Origin of the sequence: Pseudomonas sp. PB103, assembly GCF_009764635.1 — a bacterium.
Lineage (GTDB): Bacteria > Pseudomonadota > Gammaproteobacteria > Pseudomonadales > Pseudomonadaceae > Aquipseudomonas.
Window position 1 is genome coordinate 19,701 of record NZ_RWIL01000052.1, and the last position, 23,413, is coordinate 43,113.

The window sequence follows — 23,413 nt, forward strand, 5'->3', positions numbered from 1 at the left end:
ACGCCATGAACCCTGTAGGAGCTGCCGCAGGCTGCGATCTTTTGATCTTTTAACAAGCAAGATCAAAAGATCGCAGCCTTCGGCAGCTCCTACAGGGAAATGTGCAGAAATGAAAAACCCGGCACTTTGGCCGGGTTTGTCGTTTCTGCGCGCGCGCTTACTTGGCGGTCGCAGGCAACGCAGTTTGCGCACTGCGCTTGTTTTTGATCACGTAGCAAACCCACATGAACACGACCCACACCGGAATCGCGTACACCGAGATCTGAATCCCCGGAATCAGCAGCATCACGCCAAGGATGAACACCACGAACGCCAGGCAGACATAGTTGCCGTACGGGTACCACAGCGCCTTGAACAGCGGCGCCTGCTTCGTCTTGTTCATGTGTTGACGGAACTTGAAGTGCGAGAAGCTGATCATCGCCCAGTTGATCACCAGGGTCGCAACCACCAGCGACATCAGCAGTTCCAGCGCGCTGTGCGGGATCAGGTAGTTGAGCAACACCGCGATCACGGTCACCGCAGCCGAGGCCAGAATCGAACGTACCGGCACGCCGCGCTTGTCGATCTTCGCCAGGCCTTTCGGCGCATCGCCCTGCTCGGCCATGCCCAGCAACATGCGGCTGTTGCAGTAAGTGCCGCTGTTGTACACCGACAATGCCGCAGTCAGTACCACGAAGTTGAGGATGTGCGCGGCGGTGCTGCTGCCGAGCATCGAGAACACTTGCACGAACGGGCTGCCGCTGTACGAATCGCCGGACGCGTTAAGGGTTTCCAGCAGGCTGTCCCAAGGCGTCAGCGACAGCAGGATGACCAGCGCGCCGATGTAGAAAATCAGGATGCGGTAGATCACCTGGTTGATCGCTTTCGGGATCACGGTTTTTGGCTTGTCGGCTTCCGCTGCGGTGAAACCGAGCATTTCCAGACCACCGAAGGAGAACATGATGATCGCCATGGCCATCACCAGACCGCTGACGCCGTTGGGGAAGAACCCGCCGTGCGACCACAGGTTGGTTACCGATGCTTGCGGGCCGCCGTTGCCGCTGACCAGCAGGTAGCTACCGAGCGCAATCATGCCGACGATTGCCACGACCTTGATGATCGCGAACCAGAATTCGGCCTCACCGAAGACTTTGACGTTGGCCAGGTTGATCGCGTTGATCAGCACGAAGAAGGCTGCAGCAGACACCCACGTCGGAATGTCCGGCGCCCAGTAGTGGATGTATTTGCCGACCGCCGTCAGCTCCGACATGCCCACCAGAATGTACAGAATCCAGCAGTTCCAGCCCGAGAGGAAACCGGCAAAGCCGCCCCAGTATTTGTGCGCGAAGTGGCTGAAGGAACCGGCCACCGGCTCTTCGACGATCATCTCGCCGAGCTGGCGCATGATCATGAAGGCGATGAAGCCGCAGATGGCGTAGCCGAGGATCATCGACGGGCCGGCGGATTTCAGTACCCCGGCCGAGCCGAGGAACAATCCGGTACCGATCGCGCCACCGAGGGCGATCAGTTGAATGTGGCGATTTTTCAGGCCGCGTTTCAGCTCGCCTGATTGCGAGGGTTGTCCACTCATGAAAAAGGTCTCACGCAAGGTTTGATGATGTTCAGTAGACGTTGCTGCAAGGTTGCGATTTCAAGCAGCCCCGATCAAACCCCAGCGCAGGCACCAGGAGTTCAGCTTATTTACAACGGTCATGCGTCACCTGTTTGTTTTTATCTGTGACGAAATCGAACCCGACACGCTTGTGGCGCGGCGGAGTGAACAAGGCGGATGGCCTTGAGGTTGCGCGATTACGCAGAGGGTCACAGTTAAAACGCGGCGCATTGTACACCGCTAACCCCCTGCTGCCAGACCCCGCTGGATCAGCGTGGCGGTTGCCGGGATTGCGTGTGTCCGCCTCGGGAGGCCCGAGCGGCTGCAAAAATTGAGTCAGGCCTTTGCGGGCCATCGACGAGGACGAGGAAAAAACCGTCCCACGGAGAGAAGTGGAGATCAGTCACGGCGTTCATTGCGCCTCCTTCTTGTTATGCACCTGCACGGCAGGCATGGGGCGCATCTCACCCTGCAAACGTCGCTGAAACAAGCGCGCCAGAGCCGCGCACGGTGGCCGAACGGCGGGCTTGCGGCAGCTTTTCCTTACAGCGCCGGATCAAGGATGGTTCCACTGGGGTTTAGCGCACTTTCCGTAAATATTTCTTTACGATGCGTAACGCAATATTGCCAATTCAGAAATATCTGTAGGACGTCTGCAAATTGACGGTGGCTGTGGTGCGCATCCAAAGGCTCGGATAGTTTTCTGTTTTTAAATAAGAAAACCACCCCAGAAAAACGGAATAAAAAGTCTATTTAAAAATTAAATAAATAATTTTTTGCATAACAAAAAACCCTCAACTAGGTTCTTCACGTCTCGCCGGCCAACTGACCGGCCAGTCACAACCGTGAAAAAACCATCTGGGAGATCGACCATGCAAGCACTGGAAAAAGACTTGGATACCGAACTGCAACTGGACGAATGGTTTGAAGCACCGACCCACGAAGCCGCCGTGGAAATGATGCAAGCCGACGCGGTGGTTCCGTTCGGCACGGCGATGTGGCCTCTGTAAGACATCCCCGGGCAGGCACGATCCGGCCGGTCGTGCCAGCCGCTTTTCTTCTCGGTCAGTCAGGGAGGACTCATGGATAAGCCCCGCGCGATCTCGCATTTCCTTTACTACCTCGAACATCACCCAGCCCTCGCCGGCCTCGATTCGGCGCAGGTTTTGCTCGGCCACACGGAGGATTACCAGGCACTGACCGGCGCCATCGCCGAACAGGCTGGTGATCATCCACGCTTCCAGTTCAGCGCTCGACGCCTGGATCTGGAAAGCACCGCAGCGCTGACCTCAGCGATTACCGACAGCGATCTGTACATTTTTTTCTACGACTCTTCCACCCTGCCCCATCCGCGCCCTGACGGCCCGGAGTTTGTCCGTGCGCTGCAAAGCGTGATGGCGGAAAACTGGAAGAAGTCGCTGCTGTTCAAGGATTACGGCGATTATTTCTACGACACCTTCAGTGTCACGCCGCAGCGGATTGCTGGATTGAACAGCCATTTGATCCAGCGCATGTCCCACGCGACCACGCTGAGTTTCAAGGACGACGAAGGCTCATGGTTTGAAACGCCGCTGAGCAGCATCAAGAAATGGACCGACATCAACGGCGTCGGCAACTTCGACCTGGCGCCCGGCGAAATCGCTACACACAGCGAAGCGATCAATGGCCATGTGAAGTTCAAAGGTACGTTTCTCAGCACCATTCCGTTTGCGCGCAAATACGGCGTACTCGAATCACCGCTGGAGTTATGGATCGAGAACTCGACCATCAGCCGCATCGCCACGGACGTACCGGGGCTGGAGCATGATTTCAACAAGTACCTTGATGCGAATCCCTCGAACCGGCGGATTGAGGAATTGGGGATTGGCACCAATGAAGGCGTGAAGGATTTGTATGCGCGTAATGCCGGGTTTGAGGAGCGGCACTGTGGGTTGCATCTGGGGCTGGGCGGCGGGGCCAAGGGCAGCCATCACCTGGACCTGATCTTCTCGGGCGGTGTTTTGGCGCTGGATGACAAACCTGTGTTTGATGGCCGCTTTGTCTTTTAAGGCTGGAATTGACGGGACTGCTTCCGGCCTCATCGCGGGTAAGCCCGCTCCCACAGGTTTCATGGGTGTACACAAATTCTGTGAATGACAGAAAACCCTGTGGGAGCGGGCTTGCCCGCGATGGGGCCGCCCCAGCCACCACAAGACTTTCGCCAGACAAAAAAAAACGCCAACCCTGAGGTTGGCGTTTTTGCATGAGCTTGAAGCTTGCCGCTAGAAGCTCACAACTGCGTTATTCCGGCTTCTTGCGACCAAAACCCGGACGCTGACCCGAACCTGCCGGAGCACCACGACGCTTGCCCGACGGCTTGTCGCCGTCAACCAGCTTGATCCCCGGACGCTTCGGCGCAGGCTTGGCCGGACGCTTGTTGGTAGTGTCTGCTGGACGATCCGCCACTGGCGTACCGCGACCGGCAGGAGCACCGCGCTCGCCACGTTCAGTGCGACCGTTGGCCGGACGCGGAGCGCGCTCGCCGTCACGGGCGGCAACTGGCTTGCGACCTGGACGCTCACCTTCGATCTGCGGCTCGCGGCTTGGGCGTGGGCCGGTCGGCGCGCCAGCGGCTGGACGCAGCGTGCGTACGCGCTCGGTCTTGCCCATCGGACGCGACGATTTGCGCTGCATACGCTCAAGCTTGTCTTTGCTCTTGGCATTCAGTTGCGGCATCGCCACCGGCGTCAGGCCGACTTCAGCACTGAGGATGTCGACTTCGTACTGGCTCATTTCGCGCCAGCGGCCCATCGGCAGGTCGGAGTTGAGGAACACCGGACCGAAACGCACGCGCTTCAGACGGCTGACCACCAGACCCTGCGATTCCCACAGACGACGAACCTCACGGTTACGACCTTCCATCACCACGCAGTGGTACCAGTGGTTGAAGCCTTCACCACCCGGAGCCTGCTTGATGTCGGTGAACTTGGCCGGGCCGTCTTCCAGCACCACGCCAGCTTTCAGACGTTCGATCATTTCGTCATCGACTTCACCGCGTACACGCACCGCGTATTCACGGTCCATCTCGTAGGACGGGTGCATCAGGCGGTTGGCCAGTTCACCGTCGGTGGTGAACATCAGCAAGCCAGTGGTGTTGATGTCGAGACGACCAATGTTGATCCAGCGGCCTTCCTTCGGACGCGGCAGCTTGTCGAACACAGTCGGACGGCCTTCCGGGTCGTCACGGGTGCAGATCTCGCCATCGGGTTTGTTGTACATGATCACGCGGCGTACCGATTCGGCTGCCTCTTCGCGCTTGATCACCTTGCCATCAATGGTGATGGCGTCGTGCAGGTCGACGCGCAGACCGAGGGTGGCGTCTTTGCCATTGACCTTGATCCGGCCCTGGCTGATCCAGGATTCCACGTCACGGCGCGAGCCGACGCCGATACGGGCGAGGACTTTCTGCAGCTTTTCGCCTGCTGGGCCGATTTCCTGGTCGTCTTTCTGAATGATGTCGCTCATCTGGGCACCTCCCGGTGTGGTCTGTTCAGGCGCTCTGAATTGGGCGCCTGAAGCATTGAAATCTGGGTTCTCGGCCGAAGGGATCGGCGAAGGGTCGCGAATCATACGCGGATGTGCGCCATCGCGCATCAGAGACTAGCTGATCGATCGGCAGTTATTTCTTTTTCCGCCGGCCGGCGTTGCCGAGTTTGATCAGGCGCAGCGCGGCTTCGGCGAGCACCGTGCGCTTGTCGTCCTTGTCGAGTTTCTTCCAGGCTTTGATTTCGCGTTTGCTGCGGCCACAGCCGAGGCAGATGTCGTCGGTGAATTTGCAGACGCTGATGCACGGGTCTTTTGTCGAACTCATTTGGGTACCTTTGGGAGATCAAAAGATCGCAGCCTGCGGCAGTTCCTACATTGGAATGCGGCCCCTGTAGGAGCTGCCGAAGGCTGCGATCTTTTCGGCGCCCCTCAGTCTTCAAACTCGCGGCGTTCGGCTTCGATGGCTTCGGCCAATGCGCGAGCTTCGGCTTCTTCTTCGCTCAGCTCGGGTTCGGGCGTGGGTTGTTCGAGGGCAGCGACGGCGGCCAACAATTTCTCGCGGGCCTCAGCGACGCCAAGAATGTCCTCTTCCGGTTCGGCTTCTGGCTCGGTTTCAAGTTCAACTTCAATGACGGGCTCAGGCTCAGACTCAACTTCTGCTTCAACCGTCGGCGCCTCACCATCCGCCGCATCCCGCAGCAAGTCGTCGAAGTCGGTCTTGATCCCCTCCTCCATGCTGTCCAGTTCCAGCAGCAAGGTATGGAAACTGGTTTCCTCTTTCTCCTCCTCGGGCTCGGCGCTGGCGTCGGCCAGTTCCTGCAGACTCTGCGGCACCGGCGCGTCGTCGAAATCGAGCACCGGATCGGTTTCCATTTCGCGCAGTTCGGCCAGTGGCGGCAGGTCTTCGAGGTTTTTCAGGTTGAAGTGATCGAGAAACATCTTGGTGGTGGCAAACATCGCCGGTTTACCCGGCACGTCGCGGTAGCCGACGACACGAATCCACTCACGCTCCAGCAAGGTTTTGACGATGTTGCTGTTCACCGCCACACCGCGCACGTCTTCGATCTCGCCACGGGTGATCGGCTGGCGATAGGCGATCAGCGCGATGGTTTCCAGCAAGGCTCGGGAATAACGCTGCGGGCGCTCTTCCCAGAGGCGGCCAACCCACGGCGAAAACTTCTCGCGGATCTGCAAGCGATAACCGGACGAGACTTCCTTGAGCTCGAACGCACGGCCCTCGCAGGACTTGCCGAGCAGGGTCAAGGCTTTCTTGAAGACCGCAGGCTCGGGCCGTTCGCCTTCTTCGAACAGTTCAAAAAGACGCTCAAGGGATTGCGGCTTTCCCGAGGCCAACAGAAAGGCTTCAAGCAGGGGGGCCAGCTCGCGGGGTTCAGTCAGGTTCATGTTTCGACTCGTTATTCGGCTCGGGCTCGCACGTGGATCGCGGCGAACGGCTCATTCTGCACCAGCTCGACCAAGGATTCCTTGACCAGTTCAAGGATCGCCATAAAGGTCACCACCACACCCAGTCGCCCTTCTTCGGCGGTGAACAGCTCGACAAACGGCACAAAACCGCCGCCCTTGAGCCGTTCCAGCACATCGCTCATGCGTTCGCGGGTGGACAGTGCCTCGCGGCTGACCTGGTGGCTTTCAAACATGTCGCCACGGCGCAGCACTTCGGCCATGCACATCAAAATCTCTTCCAGCGCCACGTCCGGCAGCAGCTTGCGCGCCCGGGCTTCCGGGGCGTCGAGCTTGGGCACGACCACATCGCGGCCGACACGGCTGAGGTTGTCGATACCTTCAGCGGCAGCTTTGAAGCGCTCGTATTCCTGCAAGCGGCGGATCAGTTCGGCGCGCGGGTCGTCTTCTTCGTCTTCGACCGTTTCAGCACGCGGCAGGAGCATTCGCGACTTGATCTCGGCGAGCATCGCGGCCATCACCAGATACTCGGCGGCGAGTTCCAGGCGCACCGACTGCATCAACTCGACGTAGCCCATGTACTGGCGGGTGATTTCCGCCACCGGGATGTCGAGAATGTTGATGTTCTGTTTGCGGATCAGGTACAGCAGCAGGTCGAGCGGGCCTTCGAAGGCTTCAAGAAACACCTCGAGCGCATCCGGCGGGATGTACAGGTCGAGCGGCATTTCCATGACCGCCTGGCCATAGACCATGGCAAACGGCAGTTCCTGCTGAGCATCGGCCTGGGGATCGACAACGGTTTCCACTGCGGACATTCAGGCCTCGACCATGAACGGCGTCGGATCACCGCAACCGACGCGCACCACTTCCGGGTCGTCGCCGGTCAGGTCGATCACGGTAGAGGCTTTGATGCCGCCAAAACCGCCGTCAACGATCAAGTCCACCTGGTGTTCGAGCAATTGGCGCATTTCGTAAGGATCGCTGAGCGGATCTTCATCGCCGGGCATGATCAGGGTCACGCTCATCAGCGGCTCGCCGAGTTCGGCCAGCAGCGCCAGCGCGATCGGATGGCTCGGCACGCGCAGGCCGATGGTGCGCTTCTTCGGATGCAGTAGCAGACGCGGCACTTCGCGGGTGGCGTTGAGAATAAAGGTGTAAGGCCCCGGCAGGTGCGCCTTGAGAATGCGGAAGGTGCCGGTGTCGATCTTGGCGTAGTTGCCCAGTTGCGACAGATCGCTGCAGATCAGCGCGAAGTTGTGCTTTTCATCGAGCTGGCGCAGGCGTCGCACACGCTCGATGGCAGTCTTGTCGCCGATCTGGCAGCCGATGGCGTAGGAAGAGTCCGTGGGATAAACCACCACTCCGCCCTTGCGGATGATCTCGACCGCCTGTTTTATCAGGCGCGCTTGTGGGTTTTCCGGATGGATCTGGAAAAATTGACTCACATTCTCTACCTGTTCAGACGGCGGCAATATCTGTGTCATGTTTGAACCGACACCACAGGGGTGGAAGGTCCTCAGGAACCGGCCGGTACTGGCCGATCTCGGACCAGCCGCCAGGGCCATGGAAGTCACTGCCGGCACTGACCAGCAGACCGAACTCACGGGCAAGGATTGCCAGGCTGCCCACCTGTTCCGCAGGCTGGTGGCCATTGACCACCTCGATTGCATGCCCGCCTGCTTGAATATAGTCGGCAATCAGCTTTCGGCGCTTGCTGCGGGTGAAATCGTAGTGCCACGGATGCGCCAGGCTGACCCAGGCATTGGCGGCGCGCAGCGTGCCGACGGTGTCTTCCAGCGTCGGCCAGTGCAGCTTGACGTCGCCCAGCTTGCCGGCGCCGAGCCATTTGCGGAATGCCTCGGCGCGATCCTTGACGAAACCTTCGCGGACCATCCAGTCGGCGAAATGCGGACGGGCCGGGGCGTTGCCGCTGTCGCCCAGCTCCTGCTGGATTTTCCGCGCGCCGTCGAGGGCCCCGGGCATGCCCTTGAGGGCGAGCTTGCGGCTTATTTCTTCCGACCGCAGCCAGCGGCCATCGTGCAATTTGGCGATGGCCTCGACCAACGGCGCGGCGTTGACGTCGAATCCGTAGCCCAACACATGGATGGTCGCGCCGCCCCAGGTGCAGGACAATTCGACGCCGTTGACCAGTTGCATGCCCAACTCATTGGCAGCCACACGCGCTTCGGCGAGGCCTTCGAGGGTGTCGTGGTCGGTCAACGACAGGACTCGCACGCCGTTTTCGAACGCACGCGCAACCAGAACCGCAGGCGCCAGGGCGCCATCGGAGGCCGTGCTATGGCAGTGCAAATCAACATTCACGGGGAGTTGTAACCTCAAATCAGCTGGCGCTATCGCGCGCCCATATGTTTGTTATTATGCCGCCACATCCAGCTTCTGGCTCTCACTGTGAAACAATTCATCGATTTCATCCCGCTTCTGCTGTTCTTCATCGTTTACAAACTTGATCCACGGGTCGTCGACATCGCTGGCCATGAAGTCACTGTAGGCGGTATTTACAGCGCCACCGCGATGTTGATCATCAGCTCTCTGGTGGTGTACGGCGCGCTTTTCATCAAACAGCGCAAGCTGGAAAAGAGCCAATGGCTGACCCTGATCGCCTGTCTGGTGTTTGGCAGCCTGACGCTGACCTTCCACAGCGAGACCTTCCTGAAATGGAAAGCGCCGGTGGTCAACTGGCTGTTCGCCCTCGCGTTCATCGGCAGCCACTTCATCGGTGACCGCCTGCTGATCAAACGCATCATGGGCCACGCGCTGACCCTGCCGGATCCGGTCTGGACCCGCCTGAACATCGCCTGGATCGTTTTTTTCCTGTTCTGCGGCGCCGCGAACCTGTTCGTCGCCTTCACCTTCCAGAGCTACTGGGTGGACTTCAAGGTGTTCGGCAGCCTGGGCATGACCGTATTGTTCCTGGTCGCACAGGGCATTTACCTGTCGCGCCACCTGCACGATGCCGATACCACAACAACACCAAAAACCGAGGACTGACATGCTCTACGCAATCATTGCCACCGACGTCGCCAACTCACTGGAAGCACGCCTGGCCGCGCGTCCTGCGCATCTGGAACGCCTGCAAGCGCTCAAGGGCGAAGGCCGCATCGTATTGGCCGGCCCGCACCCGGCCGTCGACAGCAATGACCCGGGCGCAGCGGGTTTCACCGGCAGCCTGATCGTCGCCGAGTTCGATTCCCTGAGCGCTGCTCAAGCGTGGGCTGATGCTGATCCGTACATCGCCGCTGGCGTGTATGCCAATGTAGTCGTGAAGCCGTTCAAGCAGGTTCTGCCTTAACGCTGAAGACAGGGCCTTACAGGATTACTGTGACAAAGGGGATTCCTGTGGTGAGGGGATTTATCCCCGATGGGTGGCGAAGCCGCCCCAAAAGCCATTCGATGTGGTGTGCCTGACACACCGCATACTCATTTTTCAGGACTGCTTCGCAGCCCATCGGGGATAAATCCCCTCGCCACAAAGTCACCTGCACCATCAACTCCCTTGCACCACAAAGCCACCTGCACCACAAAACCACCTATACCCAATGCAAGTCTGCTCCGGCGCAATGAACCTTCCTGATTCTTGCAGCTCTCAATCGCTCATTATTCTCGTTTGCCTGCCGACAACCTGCCCAATATCCATTTGGAAGCAGGTGTCGCGATGCGCAAGGGTCCGTTGTGTCTGATGTTGGTGACGTTGTCGATCATGGCGCCCGCCCATGGTGAGGAAACCACCGAAGGCGGCAGCTCCACGCCATTGTCGTTAAGCGCCGGCAGCCAGATCACCGAGCTGCAACAGCGCCTCAAAGCGAGCGAGCAGCAGCGGGAAGAGTTGAGTAAACAACTGCAAAGTGCCGACACTGCACGCGAAAGCGCTCAGCTCGCCCGACTGCGCCAAGAGAACCAGCGCCTCAAGCTGCAACTCAAGGAAGCCCAGGCCAGCCCGCTGCCGCGCTTGCTGACCGATCAGCAGCAGTGGTTCGTCACGGGAGCCGGAGTAGCGCTATTGGCGCTGCTCTGCGGTATCTTTGCCAGTGGAGCAAGCCGAAAACGTCGGCAATGGCTAAATTGAGTGAGTCATGAGCGAGCTGTTATTGATTGATGATGACCAGGAGTTGTGTGAACTCCTGAGTAGCTGGTTGAGCCAGGAAGGCTTCCAGGTGCGCGCCTGCCACGACGGCCAGAGCGCCCGCAAGGCGTTGGCCGAAACCGCCCCGGCGGCGGTAGTGCTGGACGTCATGCTGCCCGACGGCAGCGGTCTGGAATTGCTCAAGCAATTGCGCAGCGACCATGCCGACCTGCCGGTGCTGATGCTCTCGGCCCGTGGCGAGCCGCTGGACCGTATCCTCGGCCTGGAGCTCGGCGCCGATGATTACCTGGCCAAACCGTGCGACCCGCGCGAGCTGACCGCTCGCCTGCGCGCCGTGTTGCGCCGCAGTCACCCGGCCGCCGTGTCGACGCAGCTGGAACTGGGCGACCTGAGTTTCAGCCCGGTGCGCGGCGTGGTCAGCATCGACGAGAAAGAACTGACCCTTACCGTGTCCGAAAGCCGTCTGCTCGAGGCCCTGCTCAAGCAACCGGGCGAGCCGCTGGACAAACAGGAACTGGCGCAGATCGCCCTCGGCCGCAAGCTGACCCTGTATGACCGCAGCCTCGACATGCACGTCAGCAACCTGCGCAAAAAGATCGGCCCGCACCCGGATGGCCGCCCACGCATCGTCGCCCTACGCAGCCGCGGTTACTACTACAGCCTCTGAACCGCACACATCCCCCGGCCAACGGTAACCGACGCCTCCACCTGTAGGAGCTGCCGCAGGCTGCGATCTTTTGATCTTGTTTTTAAAAGACAGATCAAAAGATCGCAGCGTGCCGCAGCTCCTACAGGGATATGTGTAAGGTTGGGCGCGAAACGTCTTTACCCAAGCTTTACGCAGTGCTGACCGCCGCTGACCTTGATCTCCGTAATCTGAACTCATCCGGAACGTACCGGGAACGAGACAAGGAGATTCACCATGCGCAAGACTCTTATCGCTCTGATGTTCGCTGCCGCTCTGCCAACCGTCGCCATGGCCATGCCGCAAGATGGCGGCCCGATGGGTGGCCCGCTCGACGGCCCACGCCACGGCGGTCAGATGCACGGCATGCACGGCAAAGGCCCGTACAGCCAACTCGACCTGTCCCGCGAACAACGCGAGCAGATCCGCAAGATCATGGGCGAGCAGATGCACGAGCGTAAGCAAGTGGTCGACAAGTACCTGGAAAAACTCTCGCCGGCTGACCAGAAAGCCATGAAAGACGAGATGGCGGCCAACCACAAGAAAGCCGAGACCGATGTGCGTGCGGTGCTGAAACCGGATCAACAGAAGAAATTCGACGAGATCCAGAAGAAACAGGCCGAACGCCGCGCTGAATGGGCCGAGTTCAAGGCGTGGAAAGCGCAACAGCCGCAAAAAGCGCAATAATGTTCTGACCATGGCCCGACGGCTAACCCCGTCGGGCCTGTTTGCACTTGCCCCTGTAGGAGCTGCGGCACGCTGCGATCTTTTGACTGTGGGACGCAGAGCGTCCCCGGCTGCATTTCCACGCAGAGCGTGGGAACGATCAGATCGCAGCGTGCCGCAGCTCCTACAAAGGTTTATGTTTGATTGAGGATTTTCTGTGCGTTCATTGTTCTGGCGTATTCTCGCGAGCTTCTGGCTGGCCATCGCACTGGTGGCCGGGTTGTCGATTCTACTCGGGCATATGCTCAATCAGGACGCGTGGATCCTCAGTCGCCATCCGGGCCTCAACACCCTGGCCGCTGAATGGACGCAGTCATACGAAGCGCAAGGCGAAGAAGCCGCGCAGGACATCCTCGAACAACGCAAACGCCAATATCACATCGACGTCCAGGTGCTCAACGAATCCGGCGATCCGGTGGTGCGTGGCACCTTCCCGCGCCGCGCCGCCGCTTTCGAAGCGCGGCAGAACAACGATGACCGTCGCCTGCCATGGCGCCGCCTGACCGACGAATTCACCAGTGAAAAAACCGGTGACACCTACCTGTTCATCTACCGCATCCCGCACCCGGAACTCGACGCCTGGCACCGCGAAAGCCTGCTCTGGCCATTGAGTGCGTTGGGCATCGCGCTGGTGGTGCTGACCCTGTTCAGTTTGCTGGTGACCTTCTCCATCACCCGCCCGCTCAGCCGTCTGCGCGGTGCTGTACATGATCTGGGGCAGACCACCTATCAGCAAAACAGCCTGGCGAAACTGGCCAACCGCCGTGATGAATTCGGCGTACTCGCCACCGACTTCAACCGCATGGGTGCGCGACTGCAAAGCCTGATCGGCAGTCAACGCCAGTTGCTGCGCGACGTTTCTCATGAACTGCGCTCACCGTTGGCGCGGCTGCGCATTGCCTTGGCGCTGGCCGAACGAGCCAACCCTGAAGAACGCGAAAAGCTCTGGCCGCGCCTGACCCGCGAGTGCGATCGCCTGGAAGCGTTGATCAGCGAGATTCTGGTGTTGGCACGGGTCGATGCCGACAACGCCAGTGCGGAAGACGTGGATTTGAATGCGCTGCTCGGCACTTTGCAGAAGGACGCGAAACTCGGTTCGCCTGAGCAGACGGTACGTCTGGACGTGGAACCGCATCTGCAACTCAAAGGTTGGCCAACGATGATTGAGCGGGCCGTCGATAATCTTCTGCGTAATGCCCAGCGTTTCAACCCGGAGGGTCAGGCGATTGAAATGCAGGCCTCACGTCAGGGCGAGAAAATTATTGTGAGCGTGCGCGACCATGGGCCGGGCGTGCAGGCCGAACATTTGAGTCAGTTGGGTGAGCCGTTCTATCGGGCGCCAGGGCAGACGGCGGCGGGACATGGTTTGGGCCTGGCGATTGCGCGGCGGGCGGCGGAGCGGCATGGCGGGAGTTTGACGTTGGTCAATCATCCGCAGGGCGGGTTTATTGCCAGCCTGGAATTGCCGCTGGTGCCGGGCGCGGTGGTTCAGCCGTAGATTTTCGGTGATGCAAAAAGATCGCAGCCTGCGGCAGCTCCTACAGGAAAACGCATTCCAATGTAGGAGCTGCCGCAGGCTGCGATCTTTTGACTTTAAGCTTTACCCGGCCAGGCGCTGACGAACTCAGTCAGATCTACCTTCTCCGCCACACGCGGTTCTTTCTGCGGCGTGCCGAGGTACAAGAACGCGATCACTTCTTCACCTTCCGCCAAGCCCAAACCCTGCGCCACGTGCCGGGAATAGGCCAAATCCCCCGTACGCCACACCGCACCAATCCCCTGCGCATACGCTGCCAGCAAAATCCCGTGGGCCGCACACCCCGCCGCGAGCAACTGCTCAGCTTTCGGGTATTTGACGTGATCCTGCAACCTGGCGATCACCACAACCACCAGCGGCGCCCGTAGCGGGCCATTGCGGGCCTTATCGATCATCGCTTCGGTGACTTCGCCTGCCTGCTGCTGCGCAGCTTCAGCCAGCAACTCGCCCATCTGCTCGCGCGCAGCGCCTTCGACAGTCAAGAAGCGATACGGCTGCAAATGCCCGTGATCCGGCGCACGCAAGGCTGCGGCAAACAAGGCTTCACGCTGTTCGGCAGTGGGGGCCGGTTCGACCAGTCGTGGAACGGAAACACGGTTGAGCAACGCGTCGAGAGCCTGCATCGGCCACCTCCTGAAAAATATGTGCGGCTATTCTAGCTTTATCTGCCAACAGGATGCCGGTTTACATGCCCTGCCCCGCAGGTAGAATGGCGCCCTTCCCACCACAGCCCGAGCGGACTTCATGGCGTTGCCGACCTTACGGATCATTGGTTTCATCATCGGCATCTTCCTGATCACCCTGGCCGTCGCCATGGTCGTGCCCATGGCCACGCTGGTGATCTTTGATCGCACCAGCGACCTGCCGTCGTTCCTCTGGGCGAGCATGATCACCTTCGTCGCCGGCCTCGCGCTGGTGATCCCCGGCCGTCCCGAACACATTCACTTGCGCCCGCGCGACATGTATTTGCTGACCGTCAGCAGTTGGTTGGTGGTGTGCATTTTCGCCGCGCTGCCGTTTCTGCTGACCCAGCACATCAGTTACACCGACTCGTTTTTCGAGAGCATGTCCGGGATCACCGCCACCGGTTCGACCGTGCTCAATCATCTCGATGATATGTCCCCCGGCATCCTGATGTGGCGCTCATTGCTGCACTGGATCGGCGGCATCGGCTTTATCGGTATGGCGGTGGCGATCCTGCCGCTGTTGCGCATCGGTGGCATGCGCCTGTTCCAGACCGAATCGTCCGACCGTTCGGAAAAGGTCATGCCGCGCTCGCACATGGTGGCGCGCCTGATCGTGGCGGCGTACGTCGGCATCACCATTGTCGGCAGCCTCGCATTCTGGTGGGCCGGGATGAGCCCGTTCGATGCGATCAACCACGCGATGTCGGCGATTTCCACCGGCGGTTTCTCGACCTCCGACCAGTCGCTGGCCAAGTGGACGCAACCGGCGGTGCACTGGGTGGCGGTGGTGATCATGATTCTCGGCAGCCTGCCGTTCACCCTGTACGTGGCGACCATGCGCGGCAACCGCAAGGCGCTGATCCGCGATCAGCAGGTGCAGGGTCTGCTCGGCATGTTGCTGGTGACGTGGCTGGTACTCGGCACTTGGTACTGGTGGACGACCAACCTGCATTGGCTGGACGCATTGCGCCACGTGGCGCTGAACGTGACCTCGGTAGTCACCACCACCGGCTTCGCCCTCGGCGACTACAGCCTGTGGGGCAACTTCTCGTTGATGTTGTTCTTCTATCTGGGCTTTGTCGGCGGCTGTTCCGGCTCGACGGCGGGCGGGATCAAGATTTTCCGTTTCCAGGTCGCCTACATCCTGCTCAAGGCCAACCTTAATCAGCTGATTCACCCGCGCGCGGTGATCAAGCAGAAGTACAACGGTCATCGCCTCGACGAAGAGATCGTGCGTTCGATTCTGACTTTTTCGTTTTTCTTCGCCATCACTATCTGCGTGATCGCCCTGCTGCTGTCGCTGCTTGGCGTCGACTGGATGACCGCGCTGACCGGCGCTGCCAGCACCGTGTCCGGCGTTGGCCCGGGCCTGGGCGAAACCATTGGCCCGGCGGGCAACTTTGCCACCTTGCCGGACGCAGCCAAGTGGATCCTGTCGTTCGGCATGCTGCTCGGCCGACTCGAGATCATTACGGTGTTTGTGCTGTGTATTCCGGCCTTTTGGCGTCACTGACCGTACCCGGCGCCTGCAACAGCCGCGCCCGGTAATCGCCGGGCGTGGTGTCGAACCAGCGGCGGAAGGCACGGAAGAAATTGCTCGGGTCGGCAAACCCCAACAGATAAGCGATTTCCAGCAAGGTCATGCTCGGTTGCGCCAGATACTGCTCGGCGAGCTCGCGGCGGGTGTCATCGAGCAGTTGCTGAAAACTCGTGCCCTCCTCCTGCAAGCGCCGCTGCAACGTACGCTGCGATAAATGCAGGGTCTGCGCCACGGTATCGCGCTTCGGTTCACCTTGCGGCAGCAACCGGCACAGCACCTGCCGCGCCTTGTGCGTGACCCGACTCTCGGAAAACCGCGCCAGATATTCTCCGGCAAAACGATCGTGCAGCAGCGCCATCGCCTCGTTGGCGGTGGGCAGCGGCGCTTCCATGTCGGCGCGCTCGAAAATCAGCGCATCGTACGGTGCGTTGAACACCAACGGCGCGTGAAAGGCTTGTTTATACGGTTCGAGATCGGCGGGTTGGGCGCCCTGCACCAGCACTTTGACCGGGTGCAGCGTACGCCCGCTCAACCAGCCGCACAGGCCCAAGGCACAGGCCAGCGAGGCTTCGGCGCTTTGTCGGGTCGGCGGCAGATGATCGCCGTGCACCGTCAGAATCAGCGCATAGCCTTCTTCGAGCAGACGAAAACTCAAGTCGGCGCTTTCGGCGATGATCCGCTGATAACGCACCAGCCGCTGAAAGCCTTCGGCGAGGGTATTGCTCGACATCAGCGCATAGCCGGCGACATGAAACGAGGCCGGTCGCACCACTTTACCCATGTTCAGGCCGATCGCCGGATTACCCGACAGCTCGACTGCCCGTTGCCAGAGCCGGGTCATGGAGTCTTGCGGGAAGCGCGCATCCGGATCATCCAGAGCCGCGTAATCGAGCCCCAGTTGCTTGAACAGAACCCGGCAATCCAGGCCGTCCATCTCCAATGCTTTGACAATCCCCATCGCCCAGCTTGCAGAAGTCGTTCGTTCGCTCATGGCGTTTTTCTTTTACATGAGGGGCCGCATGCTACGGCCTGATTTGCGAAGGATACTAAAGTGGCGCCGATTGTCACTGGCCCACGCCAATGATCACTCTAGACTCAAATAAGCTACCCGCAGAACAACTCGTCGCCAGAACAATAACCACAGAGACCGCGGTCGTGGAAAATATCAAGCAATTCAACAGCTTCGCCGAGCTCTATCCGTATTACCTCAGCGAACACAGCAACAGCACCTGCCGGCGCCTGCATTTCATCGGCACCACGCTGGTTATTTTCATTCTCGCGATGACCATCGCCAAAGGCGCCTGGCTGCTGTTATTGGCCTTGCCGCTGGCTGGTTACAGTTTCGCCTGGATCGGGCACTTCTTCTTTGAAAAGAACCGCCCGGCGACGTTTCAGCATCCGCTGTACAGCCTGCTTGGCGACTTCGTCATGTACCGCGACATGATTCTGGGTCGCGTCGCGTTCTGAACAATAAGAACCAGAGGTTTGCCGATGAATGCCAATGCCCGTTTCACGCACATGAAGGACGGCACACAGGAAGACTGGGCGATCATCGCCGCCGACTTCAGCGCTTACGCCAAACAATTGCCGTCGCGGATCCTCACCCACCTGAAATTGCTCGAAGGTGATTTCGGCGGGTTCCCGGTGGATCGCCTGACCCACTCGCTGCAAACCGCGACCCGCGCCTTCCGTGATGGTCGCGATGAGGAATACGTGGTTTGCGCGTTGCTGCATGACATTGGCGACACTCTGGGTTCTTACAACCATCCGGACATTGCGGCGGCGATTCTCAAGCCGTTCGTCAGTGCCGAGAATCTGTGGATGGTCGAGAAGCATGGGGTGTTTCAGGGTTATTACTTCTTTCATCACTTGGGCATGGATCGGCATCTGCGCGAGCAATTCGCCGGGCATCCGCAGTTTCAGGCGACGGCCGAGTTTTGCGCCAAGTACGATGCGGCGGCGTTTGATCCTGACTATGACACGCTGCCGTTGAGCTTTTTCGAGCCGATGATGGAGCGGTTGTTTGCACAGCCGAAGAACTCGATTTACACGGCCGCGATGGAAGAACACAGCACGGTTTGATGTAGTTTGTTCTGGCCTCATCGCTGGCAAGCCAGCTCCCACAGGATTCTGTGGCGCTCATAAAACATGTGGGAGCTGGCTTGCCAGCGATGAGGCCCTCTAAAAAACCCGAGAATCAGGCAAGTTCGGCGACTTTGGCGGCCTTCAGCTCCGCCTCCCGGGCCTGTGCATCCGCCAGCCGATATAACTCGATCGTGCCATCCCAATGCTCGATCAGCGCCGTGCACGATTCCACCCAATCGCCGCAGTTGAGGTAATCCACCTCGCCGACCTTACGGATCTCGGCATGGTGAATGTGCCCGCAGACCACCCCGTGCAACTCGCGCTTCACGCACTCATGGGCGATGGCTTCTTCAAAATCGCTGATGAAACTCACCGCCGTCTTCACCTTGTGTTTCAGGTACGCCGACAGCGACCAGTAACCGTAGCCATAACGCGCACGCCAGTGGTTGAGCCAGCGATTGAGCGTCAGGGTCACTTCGTAGGCCGAGTCGCCAAGGAAGGCCAGCCAGCGGTGATATCGGGTGATCACATCAAACTGGTCGCCATGAATTACCAGCAGATGGCGCCCGTCCGCGGTGACGTGCACCGCCTCGTCGACCAACTGGATATTGCCCAGAATCAGCTTCGAATAACGGCGCAAAAACTCATCGTGATTACCGGTGACGTAGATCACTTCGGTGCCGCGCTTGCTCATGGTCAGCAATCGACGAATCACATTGGTGTGCGCCTGCGGCCAGTACATGCCACCGCGCAGTTTCCAGCCGTCGATGATGTCGCCGACCAGATAGATCTTGTCGGCGTGATAGCCCTTGAGGAACGTCGACAAGTGCTCGGCCTGGCAATCGCGCGTGCCCAGGTGCACGTCGGAGATCCACAGGGTTCGCACCCGTTGTTTGCGACTGGGTCTGGCGAGCTCGGCGCTGGTCATGGGCAACCCTCTGCGATGTTTTCGCCACTGTGCGCGCGCCCGGTTAATCGACCATGACAAGCGTGCGTCAGTCGTGTGACAACGCACCCGATGCGGGTCGGTGTAGACTGCAGGCCTGCCCGGAGACTTGTTCATGCGCCCGATTCTCACCCTGCGTCAGTACACCCACGATCTGATCGTGCACAGCCACGAACACGCCCAACTGGTGTTCGGGTTGTCGGGCGCGCTGGATTTCGAAGTCGAGGGTTGTGGCAGTCAGGTGCGTCAGCAGAGTTTCGTGGTTATTCCTTCGGGTGCGCATCACGCTTGCGGCAGTCCCGATGGCAGCCGCTGTCTGGTGATGGATATTCCTGACGGGCAATGGCTGGTCGACTCGCTGGGCGATCATGCCGACGCCAGCCGCCGCTTGCTTGATCAGCCCGCGCGTCTGTCGCTGGATTCCGGGCAGAGTCAGTTGGTCAGTTGGCTGGCGAACAGCCCGGTCAGCGATCCGTTGATCGCGCAGCAAGGTTCAGTGTTGCTCCTGGCCAGCCTCAATCAGGCGCGGCCGGCCGAGCTGGCGGCCCGACGCCTGCCCTATGCGGCGCTGGATGCGCACATCGAGCAAAACGCCGCATATCCGCTGCAGGTTGCCGATCTGGCGCGGGTTGCCGGGCTCTCAAGCGCGCGCCTGCATGCACGCTTCATGGCCGAGTGCGGGCAGACACCGATGGATTACATCCGCAGTCGACGATTGCATCTGGCCGTGCAAATGCTCCGCGACACGCTGTTGCCGATGGGCGAAATTGCCAGTCGCGTCGGTTACAGTTCGCAGAGTGCCTTCTCGGCCGCCGTGCTACGCGAGTTCGGCGCATCACCCGGCCAGCTTCGTCGCGACTCCTGCGACAAACGACGATAGTCCGCCGACAGACTTACTGACCTCTACACGCTTAAATGTAGGAGCTGCCGAAGGCTGCGATCTTTTGATGTTGATCGTTCCCACGCTCCGCGTGGGAACGATCAAGCAAGATCAAAAGATCGCAGCCTTCGGCAGCTCCTACAGTGAAATTGTGTCAATGACTGTGATTTAGATAGAAGGATTGCAATGACTCCGCGTACCGCCCTCGGCGCTCTGCACATTGGTGCTTTGATGTTTGGCCTGACCGGCGTGTTCGGCAAACTCGCTGCCGCCTCCCCCGCCGTAATCGTCTTCGGGCGCGCCGCTTTTGCCGTGCTCGCCCTGGCGTTTTTCGCCCGTTTTGCCAGTCAACAGGGCTGGCAAAAACTTCAGGCCGTGGACTGGCGTCGATTGGCCCTCAGCGGCGTGTTGCTGGCCGGGCACTGGGTGAGCTTTTTCATTTCGGTGAAGATCGCCGGCGTCGCCATCGCCACCTTGGGTTTTGCCAGCTTCCCGGCATTCACGGTGATTCTCGAAGGGCTGATCTTCCGCGAACGCATCCGTGCCAATGAAATTCTGCTGGTGGTGCTGGTCAGCATCGGCCTGATTCTGGTGACCCCGGCGTTCGATCTGGGCAGCGGCGCTACCGTCGGTTTGCTTTGGTCGGTGTTGTCCGGGCTGCTGTTCTCGCTGCTGTCGCTGACCAACCGCGCCAGCTCCGGACGCATCCCGGCGGTGCAGGCGGCGCTGTGTCAAAACGTGGTGGTGGCCCTGTGTCTGCTGCCGGTCGCGGCGCCGCAACTGAGCGAAGTGCGCGCGCTGGACTGGTTGTGGATCGCCCTGCTCGGCGTGTTCTGCACCGGCGTCGCCCACAGCCTGTTCGTCGCCAGCCTGGCGGTGATCAAGGCGCGCACGGCGGCGGTAGTGTTCGCGATGGAGCCGGTCTACGGCATCACCATCGCCTGGCTGCTGTTCAATGAAAACCCGACGCCGAAGATGTTGATCGGCGGCGCGTTGATCATTGTCGCCATCGTCGTGTCGGCGCGAATGTCAGGCAATGCCGACAAGAAAACCATCGCCGCCGAGGCCGCGTCTCACTGAGTTCGGTCGTTGTGGCCGAGGTCGCGATCTGGATCGATCTGATCGCGAACTCGCTGTTTCAGCACCTTGGCCTCAGGGAAACCGCCATCGGCCTTGCGCTCCCAAATCTGCACGCCTGCGCAGGTGATGTGAAAGACCCCGCCGGTGCCTGGCACCAACGAGACTTTGCCGAGATCGTCGGCAAACGTGCTGAGCAGTTCCTGCGCCAGCCACGCGGCGCGCAGCAACCACTGGCATTGAGTGCAATAGGTGATGACAACTTCAGCTTTGGCAACGGTCATGTTCGCGGAAACTCCTGAGACAGAGGGCGCCGCTATAATAGCCGGCTTTATCGCTTGCCCCGAGACTCACAATGCGCCGTCTGCTGTTCTGCCTGCTGCTTGGTTTCCTTCCACTCCTGGTTCACGCCAGTGACGCGCCACGGCCGAAAGTCGGCCTGGTGCTGTCCGGCGGCGCGGCGCGCGGGCTGGCGCATATCGGCGTGCTTAAAGCACTGGAAGAGCAAGGCATCAAGATCGATGCGATCGCCGGCACCAGCATGGGCGCGGTGGTCGGCGGCCTGTATGCCTCGGGCTACAAGATTGATGAGCTGGAAAAACTCGCGCTGAACATCGACTGGCAAGCCGCGCTCTCCGATGCCCCGCCGCGCGAAGACGTGCCGTTTCGGCGCAAGCAGGATGACCGCGACTTTCTGGTGAAACAGAAACTCAGCTTCCGCGACGACGGCAGCCTTGGCCTGCCGCTGGGAGTGATTCAGGGCCAGAACCTTGCGCTGCTGCTGGAAAGCCTGCTGGCGCACACCAGTGACACCCGCGATTTCGACAAACTGCCGATCCCGTTCCGCGCCGTCGCCACCGACATTTCCAATGGCGAAAAAGTGGTATTCCGCAAAGGGCATTTGCCTCAGGTGATCCGCGCGAGCATGTCGATCCCGGCCGTGTTCGCCCCGGTCGAACTCGACGGCCGCCTGCTGGTGGACGGTGGCATGACCGACAACATCCCCCTCGATGTGGCACGGCAAATGGGCGTCGACGTGGCCATCGTCGTCGATATCGGCACACCGCTGCGCAACCGCAAGCAGTTGACCACCGTGGTCGACGTATTGAACCAGTCGATTACCCTGATGACTCGCAGCAACTCGGAAGAACAACTGGCGGCGCTGAAATCTTCTGATGTGCTGATCCAGCCGCCGCTGGCGGCATTCGATGCCACCGATTTCGGCAAGGCTCAGGAAATGATCGACGCCGGCTACCGCGCCACCCGAGTTCTCGATGCGCGCCTCGCCGTGCTCAAACCCAAAGAAGCCCAGGACGCCGAGCTCAACGCCGCCCGTTCGCCCGGCCAACGGACGCCGATCATCACCGCGATCCGCGTCGAGAACGACTCGAAAGTCGACGACGATGTGATCCGCTACTACATCCGTCAGCACATCGGCGAGCCCCTCGACCTGGGTCGACTGCACTCGGACATGGGCACCTTGTATGGCCTCGACTACTTCGAACAGGTGCAATACCGCGTAGTGCACAAAGGCCAGGAACACACGCTGGTGATCAGCGCCCGTGGCAAGCGCAGCGGCACCGATTACTTGCGCGTCGGCCTCAACCTGTCAGACGACATGCGTGGCGACAGCGCCTTCAACCTCGGCGCCAGTTATCGCATCAACGGCATCAACCGCCTCGGTGCGGAATGGTTGACCCGGGCGCAGATCGGCGACAAACAGGAGCTGTACACCGAGTTCTATCAGCCGCTGGACGTCGGCTCGCGCTACTTCGTCGCACCGTATGCCTCGTTCGAGGCGCAGAACGTCGACTCGGTGCTCGATAACGACCCGATCGCGCAGTATCGCGTAGAACGTTACGGTTTCGGTCTCAACCTCGGTCGGCAGATCGGCAACAACGGCGAAGTGCGCTTCGGGGTGGGTGAGGCCTGGGGCAAGGCGGATGTGCGCATTGGCGATCAGGATCTGCCGAGCGAGAGTTTCAACGAGGGTTTCTACAGTTTGAAGTACTCGTACGACTCGCTGGACAACGTCTACTTCCCCCACGAAGGCAAGGACGTCAGCCTGACATTCATGCAGTTCGAGCCCGGCCTGGGCTCGGACACACGCTATCGTCAATGGGAGTTCAAACTCGACAAAGCCATGAGTCACGGGCCGGATACGTTGATCCTGGGTGGCCGCTACGGCCGTACGCTGGACGATGCCAATGTCGTGACGTCGAGTTTTCTGCTCGGCGGTGCGCGGCAGTTGTCCGGGTTCCGCGAGGATGCGGTGTCCGGGCAGAACGTCAGCCTGATGCGCGCGGTGTACTACCGCCGGCTGACGCCGCGTTCGTACCTGCCGCTGGACTTCCCGCTGTACGCCGGCGCTTCGCTGGAACGGGGTCGGGCGTGGAACAACGACAATGAATTCGACAGTGGCTACATCAATGCGGCGAGCGTGTTCATCGGCTTCGATACGCCACTGGGGCCGCTGAATTTCAGTTACGGGCTGAATGATGCGAACGAGCAGGCGGTGTACCTCAACCTCGGCCAGACCTTCTGAACTATGTAGGAGCTGCCGCAGGCTGCGATCTTTTTAAGGCAAGATCAAAAGATCGCAGCCTGCGGC

The 23,413-nt window shown here is 60.1% G+C and carries 25 protein-coding genes; 14 read left to right on the forward strand and 11 right to left on the reverse strand.

Going from position 1 to position 23,413, the window contains the following annotated elements; all coding sequences use genetic code 11:
- Nucleotides 1-157: 157 nt before the first annotated feature.
- Nucleotides 158-1,570, reverse strand: coding sequence for an amino acid permease (locus tag EJA70_RS10225; protein WP_158830663.1), 1,413 nt, complete (start codon nt 1,568-1,570; stop codon nt 158-160).
- Nucleotides 1,571-2,463: 893 nt separating this feature from the next.
- Here EJA70_RS10225 and EJA70_RS30820 point away from each other — a divergent pair.
- Complete coding sequence (locus tag EJA70_RS30820) at nt 2,464-2,601, forward strand: hypothetical protein (protein ID WP_003222780.1); 138 nt, start codon at nt 2,464-2,466, stop codon at nt 2,599-2,601.
- A gap of 72 nt (nt 2,602-2,673) precedes the next feature.
- On the forward strand, nt 2,674-3,639 hold the full coding sequence (locus EJA70_RS10230; RefSeq protein ID WP_158830664.1) for a leucyl aminopeptidase: 966 nt from the start codon (nt 2,674-2,676) through the stop codon (nt 3,637-3,639).
- 232 nt (nt 3,640-3,871) lie between these two features.
- Here the strand turns inward: EJA70_RS10230 and rluB are convergent, their stop codons facing one another.
- The 6 genes from rluB to EJA70_RS10260 all read right to left on the reverse strand — a co-directional run bounded on the left by rluB (nt 3,872) and on the right by EJA70_RS10260 (nt 8,860).
- On the reverse strand, nt 3,872-5,095 hold the full coding sequence (gene rluB / locus EJA70_RS10235; RefSeq protein ID WP_158830665.1) for a 23S rRNA pseudouridine(2605) synthase RluB: 1,224 nt from the start codon (nt 5,093-5,095) through the stop codon (nt 3,872-3,874).
- 154 nt (nt 5,096-5,249) lie between these two features.
- Nucleotides 5,250-5,441 (reverse strand): DUF1289 domain-containing protein, encoded by a 192-nt coding sequence (locus EJA70_RS10240; protein WP_008088829.1) that lies wholly within the window; start codon nt 5,439-5,441, stop codon nt 5,250-5,252.
- Between the two features lie 104 nt (nt 5,442-5,545).
- Nucleotides 5,546-6,520, reverse strand: coding sequence for an SMC-Scp complex subunit ScpB (gene scpB, locus EJA70_RS10245; protein ID WP_158830666.1), 975 nt, complete (start codon nt 6,518-6,520; stop codon nt 5,546-5,548).
- A gap of 11 nt (nt 6,521-6,531) precedes the next feature.
- Complete coding sequence (locus EJA70_RS10250; RefSeq protein ID WP_008088827.1) at nt 6,532-7,353, reverse strand: ScpA family protein; 822 nt, start codon at nt 7,351-7,353, stop codon at nt 6,532-6,534.
- On the reverse strand, nt 7,354-7,983 hold the full coding sequence (locus EJA70_RS10255; protein ID WP_038363745.1) for an L-threonylcarbamoyladenylate synthase: 630 nt from the start codon (nt 7,981-7,983) through the stop codon (nt 7,354-7,356).
- A 13-nt stretch (nt 7,984-7,996) separates the two neighbouring features.
- Complete coding sequence (locus tag EJA70_RS10260; protein ID WP_008088825.1) at nt 7,997-8,860, reverse strand: PHP domain-containing protein; 864 nt, start codon at nt 8,858-8,860, stop codon at nt 7,997-7,999.
- 87 nt (nt 8,861-8,947) lie between these two features.
- Between EJA70_RS10260 and EJA70_RS10265 the strand changes: the two genes are divergently transcribed.
- The 6 genes from EJA70_RS10265 to EJA70_RS10290 all read left to right on the forward strand — a co-directional run bounded on the left by EJA70_RS10265 (nt 8,948) and on the right by EJA70_RS10290 (nt 13,549).
- Nucleotides 8,948-9,547 (forward strand): septation protein A, encoded by a 600-nt coding sequence (locus EJA70_RS10265; protein WP_158830667.1) that lies wholly within the window; start codon nt 8,948-8,950, stop codon nt 9,545-9,547.
- Between the two features lies 1 nt (nt 9,548).
- Nucleotides 9,549-9,848 carry a YciI family protein gene (locus EJA70_RS10270; protein WP_007919677.1) on the forward strand — a complete coding sequence of 100 codons (300 nt, stop codon included), beginning with the start codon at nt 9,549-9,551 and terminating at the stop codon, nt 9,846-9,848.
- Between the two features lie 363 nt (nt 9,849-10,211).
- The gene (locus EJA70_RS10275) at nt 10,212-10,622 is read left to right on the forward strand and encodes a hypothetical protein (protein WP_008088823.1); all 411 of its coding nucleotides are present in this window, start codon (nt 10,212-10,214) and stop codon (nt 10,620-10,622) included.
- 7 nt (nt 10,623-10,629) lie between these two features.
- Nucleotides 10,630-11,307 (forward strand): response regulator transcription factor, encoded by a 678-nt coding sequence (locus EJA70_RS10280; RefSeq protein WP_158830668.1) that lies wholly within the window; start codon nt 10,630-10,632, stop codon nt 11,305-11,307.
- Between the two features lie 255 nt (nt 11,308-11,562).
- On the forward strand, nt 11,563-12,012 hold the full coding sequence (locus EJA70_RS10285; protein WP_123452623.1) for a Spy/CpxP family protein refolding chaperone: 450 nt from the start codon (nt 11,563-11,565) through the stop codon (nt 12,010-12,012).
- Nucleotides 12,013-12,208: 196 nt separating this feature from the next.
- Entirely contained in the window at nt 12,209-13,549 is a 1,341-nt protein-coding gene (locus EJA70_RS10290; RefSeq protein WP_158830669.1) for a cell wall metabolism sensor histidine kinase WalK, read from the forward strand.
- 95 nt (nt 13,550-13,644) lie between these two features.
- On the opposite strand, the gene EJA70_RS10295 is transcribed toward EJA70_RS10290, so the two are convergent.
- Nucleotides 13,645-14,211 (reverse strand): nitroreductase family protein, encoded by a 567-nt coding sequence (locus EJA70_RS10295; protein ID WP_158830670.1) that lies wholly within the window; start codon nt 14,209-14,211, stop codon nt 13,645-13,647.
- Nucleotides 14,212-14,332: 121 nt separating this feature from the next.
- Here EJA70_RS10295 and EJA70_RS10300 point away from each other — a divergent pair, with 121 nt between their 5' ends.
- A complete protein-coding gene (locus EJA70_RS10300; protein ID WP_008087314.1) occupies nt 14,333-15,787 on the forward strand; it encodes a TrkH family potassium uptake protein in 1,455 nt (484 codons plus the stop codon).
- On the opposite strand, the gene EJA70_RS10305 is transcribed toward EJA70_RS10300, so the two are convergent.
- Nucleotides 15,744-16,805: an AraC family transcriptional regulator gene (locus tag EJA70_RS10305; protein WP_202949192.1), complete on the reverse strand. Its 1,062-nt coding sequence runs from the start codon at nt 16,803-16,805 to the stop codon at nt 15,744-15,746. The genes EJA70_RS10300 and EJA70_RS10305 overlap by 44 nt on opposite strands.
- 164 nt (nt 16,806-16,969) lie before the next feature.
- Between EJA70_RS10305 and EJA70_RS10310 the strand changes: the two genes are divergently transcribed.
- Entirely contained in the window at nt 16,970-17,281 is a 312-nt protein-coding gene (locus tag EJA70_RS10310) for a DUF962 domain-containing protein (protein WP_158830671.1), read from the forward strand.
- A 24-nt stretch (nt 17,282-17,305) separates the two neighbouring features.
- Nucleotides 17,306-17,896 (forward strand): HD domain-containing protein, encoded by a 591-nt coding sequence (locus EJA70_RS10315; protein ID WP_158830672.1) that lies wholly within the window; start codon nt 17,306-17,308, stop codon nt 17,894-17,896.
- 115 nt (nt 17,897-18,011) lie between these two features.
- Here the strand turns inward: EJA70_RS10315 and EJA70_RS10320 are convergent, their stop codons facing one another.
- A complete protein-coding gene (locus tag EJA70_RS10320; protein WP_008087323.1) occupies nt 18,012-18,827 on the reverse strand; it encodes a UDP-2,3-diacylglucosamine diphosphatase in 816 nt (271 codons plus the stop codon).
- A gap of 133 nt (nt 18,828-18,960) precedes the next feature.
- Here EJA70_RS10320 and EJA70_RS10325 point away from each other — a divergent pair, with 133 nt between their 5' ends.
- Both EJA70_RS10325 and EJA70_RS10330 read left to right on the forward strand, forming a co-directional pair.
- Nucleotides 18,961-19,725: an AraC family transcriptional regulator gene (locus EJA70_RS10325; protein WP_158830673.1), complete on the forward strand. Its 765-nt coding sequence runs from the start codon at nt 18,961-18,963 to the stop codon at nt 19,723-19,725.
- Nucleotides 19,726-19,911: 186 nt separating this feature from the next.
- Nucleotides 19,912-20,805, forward strand: coding sequence for a DMT family transporter (locus EJA70_RS10330; protein ID WP_158830674.1), 894 nt, complete (start codon nt 19,912-19,914; stop codon nt 20,803-20,805).
- Here EJA70_RS10330 and EJA70_RS10335 read toward each other — a convergent pair.
- Nucleotides 20,799-21,086 (reverse strand): SelT/SelW/SelH family protein, encoded by a 288-nt coding sequence (locus tag EJA70_RS10335; protein ID WP_016771139.1) that lies wholly within the window; start codon nt 21,084-21,086, stop codon nt 20,799-20,801. The genes EJA70_RS10330 and EJA70_RS10335 overlap by 7 nt on opposite strands.
- Before the next feature lie 71 nt (nt 21,087-21,157).
- On the opposite strand from EJA70_RS10335, the gene EJA70_RS10340 reads away from it, so the two are divergent.
- The gene (locus tag EJA70_RS10340) at nt 21,158-23,347 is read left to right on the forward strand and encodes a patatin-like phospholipase family protein (protein ID WP_008087386.1); all 2,190 of its coding nucleotides are present in this window, start codon (nt 21,158-21,160) and stop codon (nt 23,345-23,347) included.
- The last annotated feature ends 66 nt before the right edge of the window (nt 23,348-23,413 follow it).

What these genes read in the sequence shown, in the direction of transcription:
- EJA70_RS10225 (WP_158830663.1), bottom strand. Translation starts at nt 1,570, where the DNA reads ATGAGTGGACAACCCTCGCAATCAGGCGAGCTGAAACGCGGCCTGAAA.
- EJA70_RS30820 (WP_003222780.1), top strand. Translation starts at nt 2,464, where the DNA reads ATGCAAGCACTGGAAAAAGACTTGGATACCGAACTGCAACTGGACGAA.
- EJA70_RS10230 (WP_158830664.1), top strand. Translation starts at nt 2,674, where the DNA reads ATGGATAAGCCCCGCGCGATCTCGCATTTCCTTTACTACCTCGAACAT.
- rluB (WP_158830665.1), bottom strand. Translation starts at nt 5,095, where the DNA reads ATGAGCGACATCATTCAGAAAGACGACCAGGAAATCGGCCCAGCAGGC.
- EJA70_RS10240 (WP_008088829.1), bottom strand. Translation starts at nt 5,441, where the DNA reads ATGAGTTCGACAAAAGACCCGTGCATCAGCGTCTGCAAATTCACCGAC.
- scpB (WP_158830666.1), bottom strand. Translation starts at nt 6,520, where the DNA reads ATGAACCTGACTGAACCCCGCGAGCTGGCCCCCCTGCTTGAAGCCTTT.
- EJA70_RS10250 (WP_008088827.1), bottom strand. Translation starts at nt 7,353, where the DNA reads ATGTCCGCAGTGGAAACCGTTGTCGATCCCCAGGCCGATGCTCAGCAG.
- EJA70_RS10270 (WP_007919677.1), top strand. Translation starts at nt 9,549, where the DNA reads ATGCTCTACGCAATCATTGCCACCGACGTCGCCAACTCACTGGAAGCA.
- EJA70_RS10275 (WP_008088823.1), top strand. Translation starts at nt 10,212, where the DNA reads ATGCGCAAGGGTCCGTTGTGTCTGATGTTGGTGACGTTGTCGATCATG.
- EJA70_RS10280 (WP_158830668.1), top strand. Translation starts at nt 10,630, where the DNA reads ATGAGCGAGCTGTTATTGATTGATGATGACCAGGAGTTGTGTGAACTC.
- EJA70_RS10285 (WP_123452623.1), top strand. Translation starts at nt 11,563, where the DNA reads ATGCGCAAGACTCTTATCGCTCTGATGTTCGCTGCCGCTCTGCCAACC.
- EJA70_RS10295 (WP_158830670.1), bottom strand. Translation starts at nt 14,211, where the DNA reads ATGCAGGCTCTCGACGCGTTGCTCAACCGTGTTTCCGTTCCACGACTG.
- EJA70_RS10300 (WP_008087314.1), top strand. Translation starts at nt 14,333, where the DNA reads ATGGCGTTGCCGACCTTACGGATCATTGGTTTCATCATCGGCATCTTC.
- EJA70_RS10305 (WP_202949192.1), bottom strand. Translation starts at nt 16,805, where the DNA reads ATGAGCGAACGAACGACTTCTGCAAGCTGGGCGATGGGGATTGTCAAA.
- EJA70_RS10315 (WP_158830672.1), top strand. Translation starts at nt 17,306, where the DNA reads ATGAATGCCAATGCCCGTTTCACGCACATGAAGGACGGCACACAGGAA.
- EJA70_RS10320 (WP_008087323.1), bottom strand. Translation starts at nt 18,827, where the DNA reads ATGACCAGCGCCGAGCTCGCCAGACCCAGTCGCAAACAACGGGTGCGA.
- EJA70_RS10325 (WP_158830673.1), top strand. Translation starts at nt 18,961, where the DNA reads ATGCGCCCGATTCTCACCCTGCGTCAGTACACCCACGATCTGATCGTG.
- EJA70_RS10330 (WP_158830674.1), top strand. Translation starts at nt 19,912, where the DNA reads ATGACTCCGCGTACCGCCCTCGGCGCTCTGCACATTGGTGCTTTGATG.
- EJA70_RS10335 (WP_016771139.1), bottom strand. Translation starts at nt 21,086, where the DNA reads ATGACCGTTGCCAAAGCTGAAGTTGTCATCACCTATTGCACTCAATGC.
- EJA70_RS10340 (WP_008087386.1), top strand. Translation starts at nt 21,158, where the DNA reads ATGCGCCGTCTGCTGTTCTGCCTGCTGCTTGGTTTCCTTCCACTCCTG.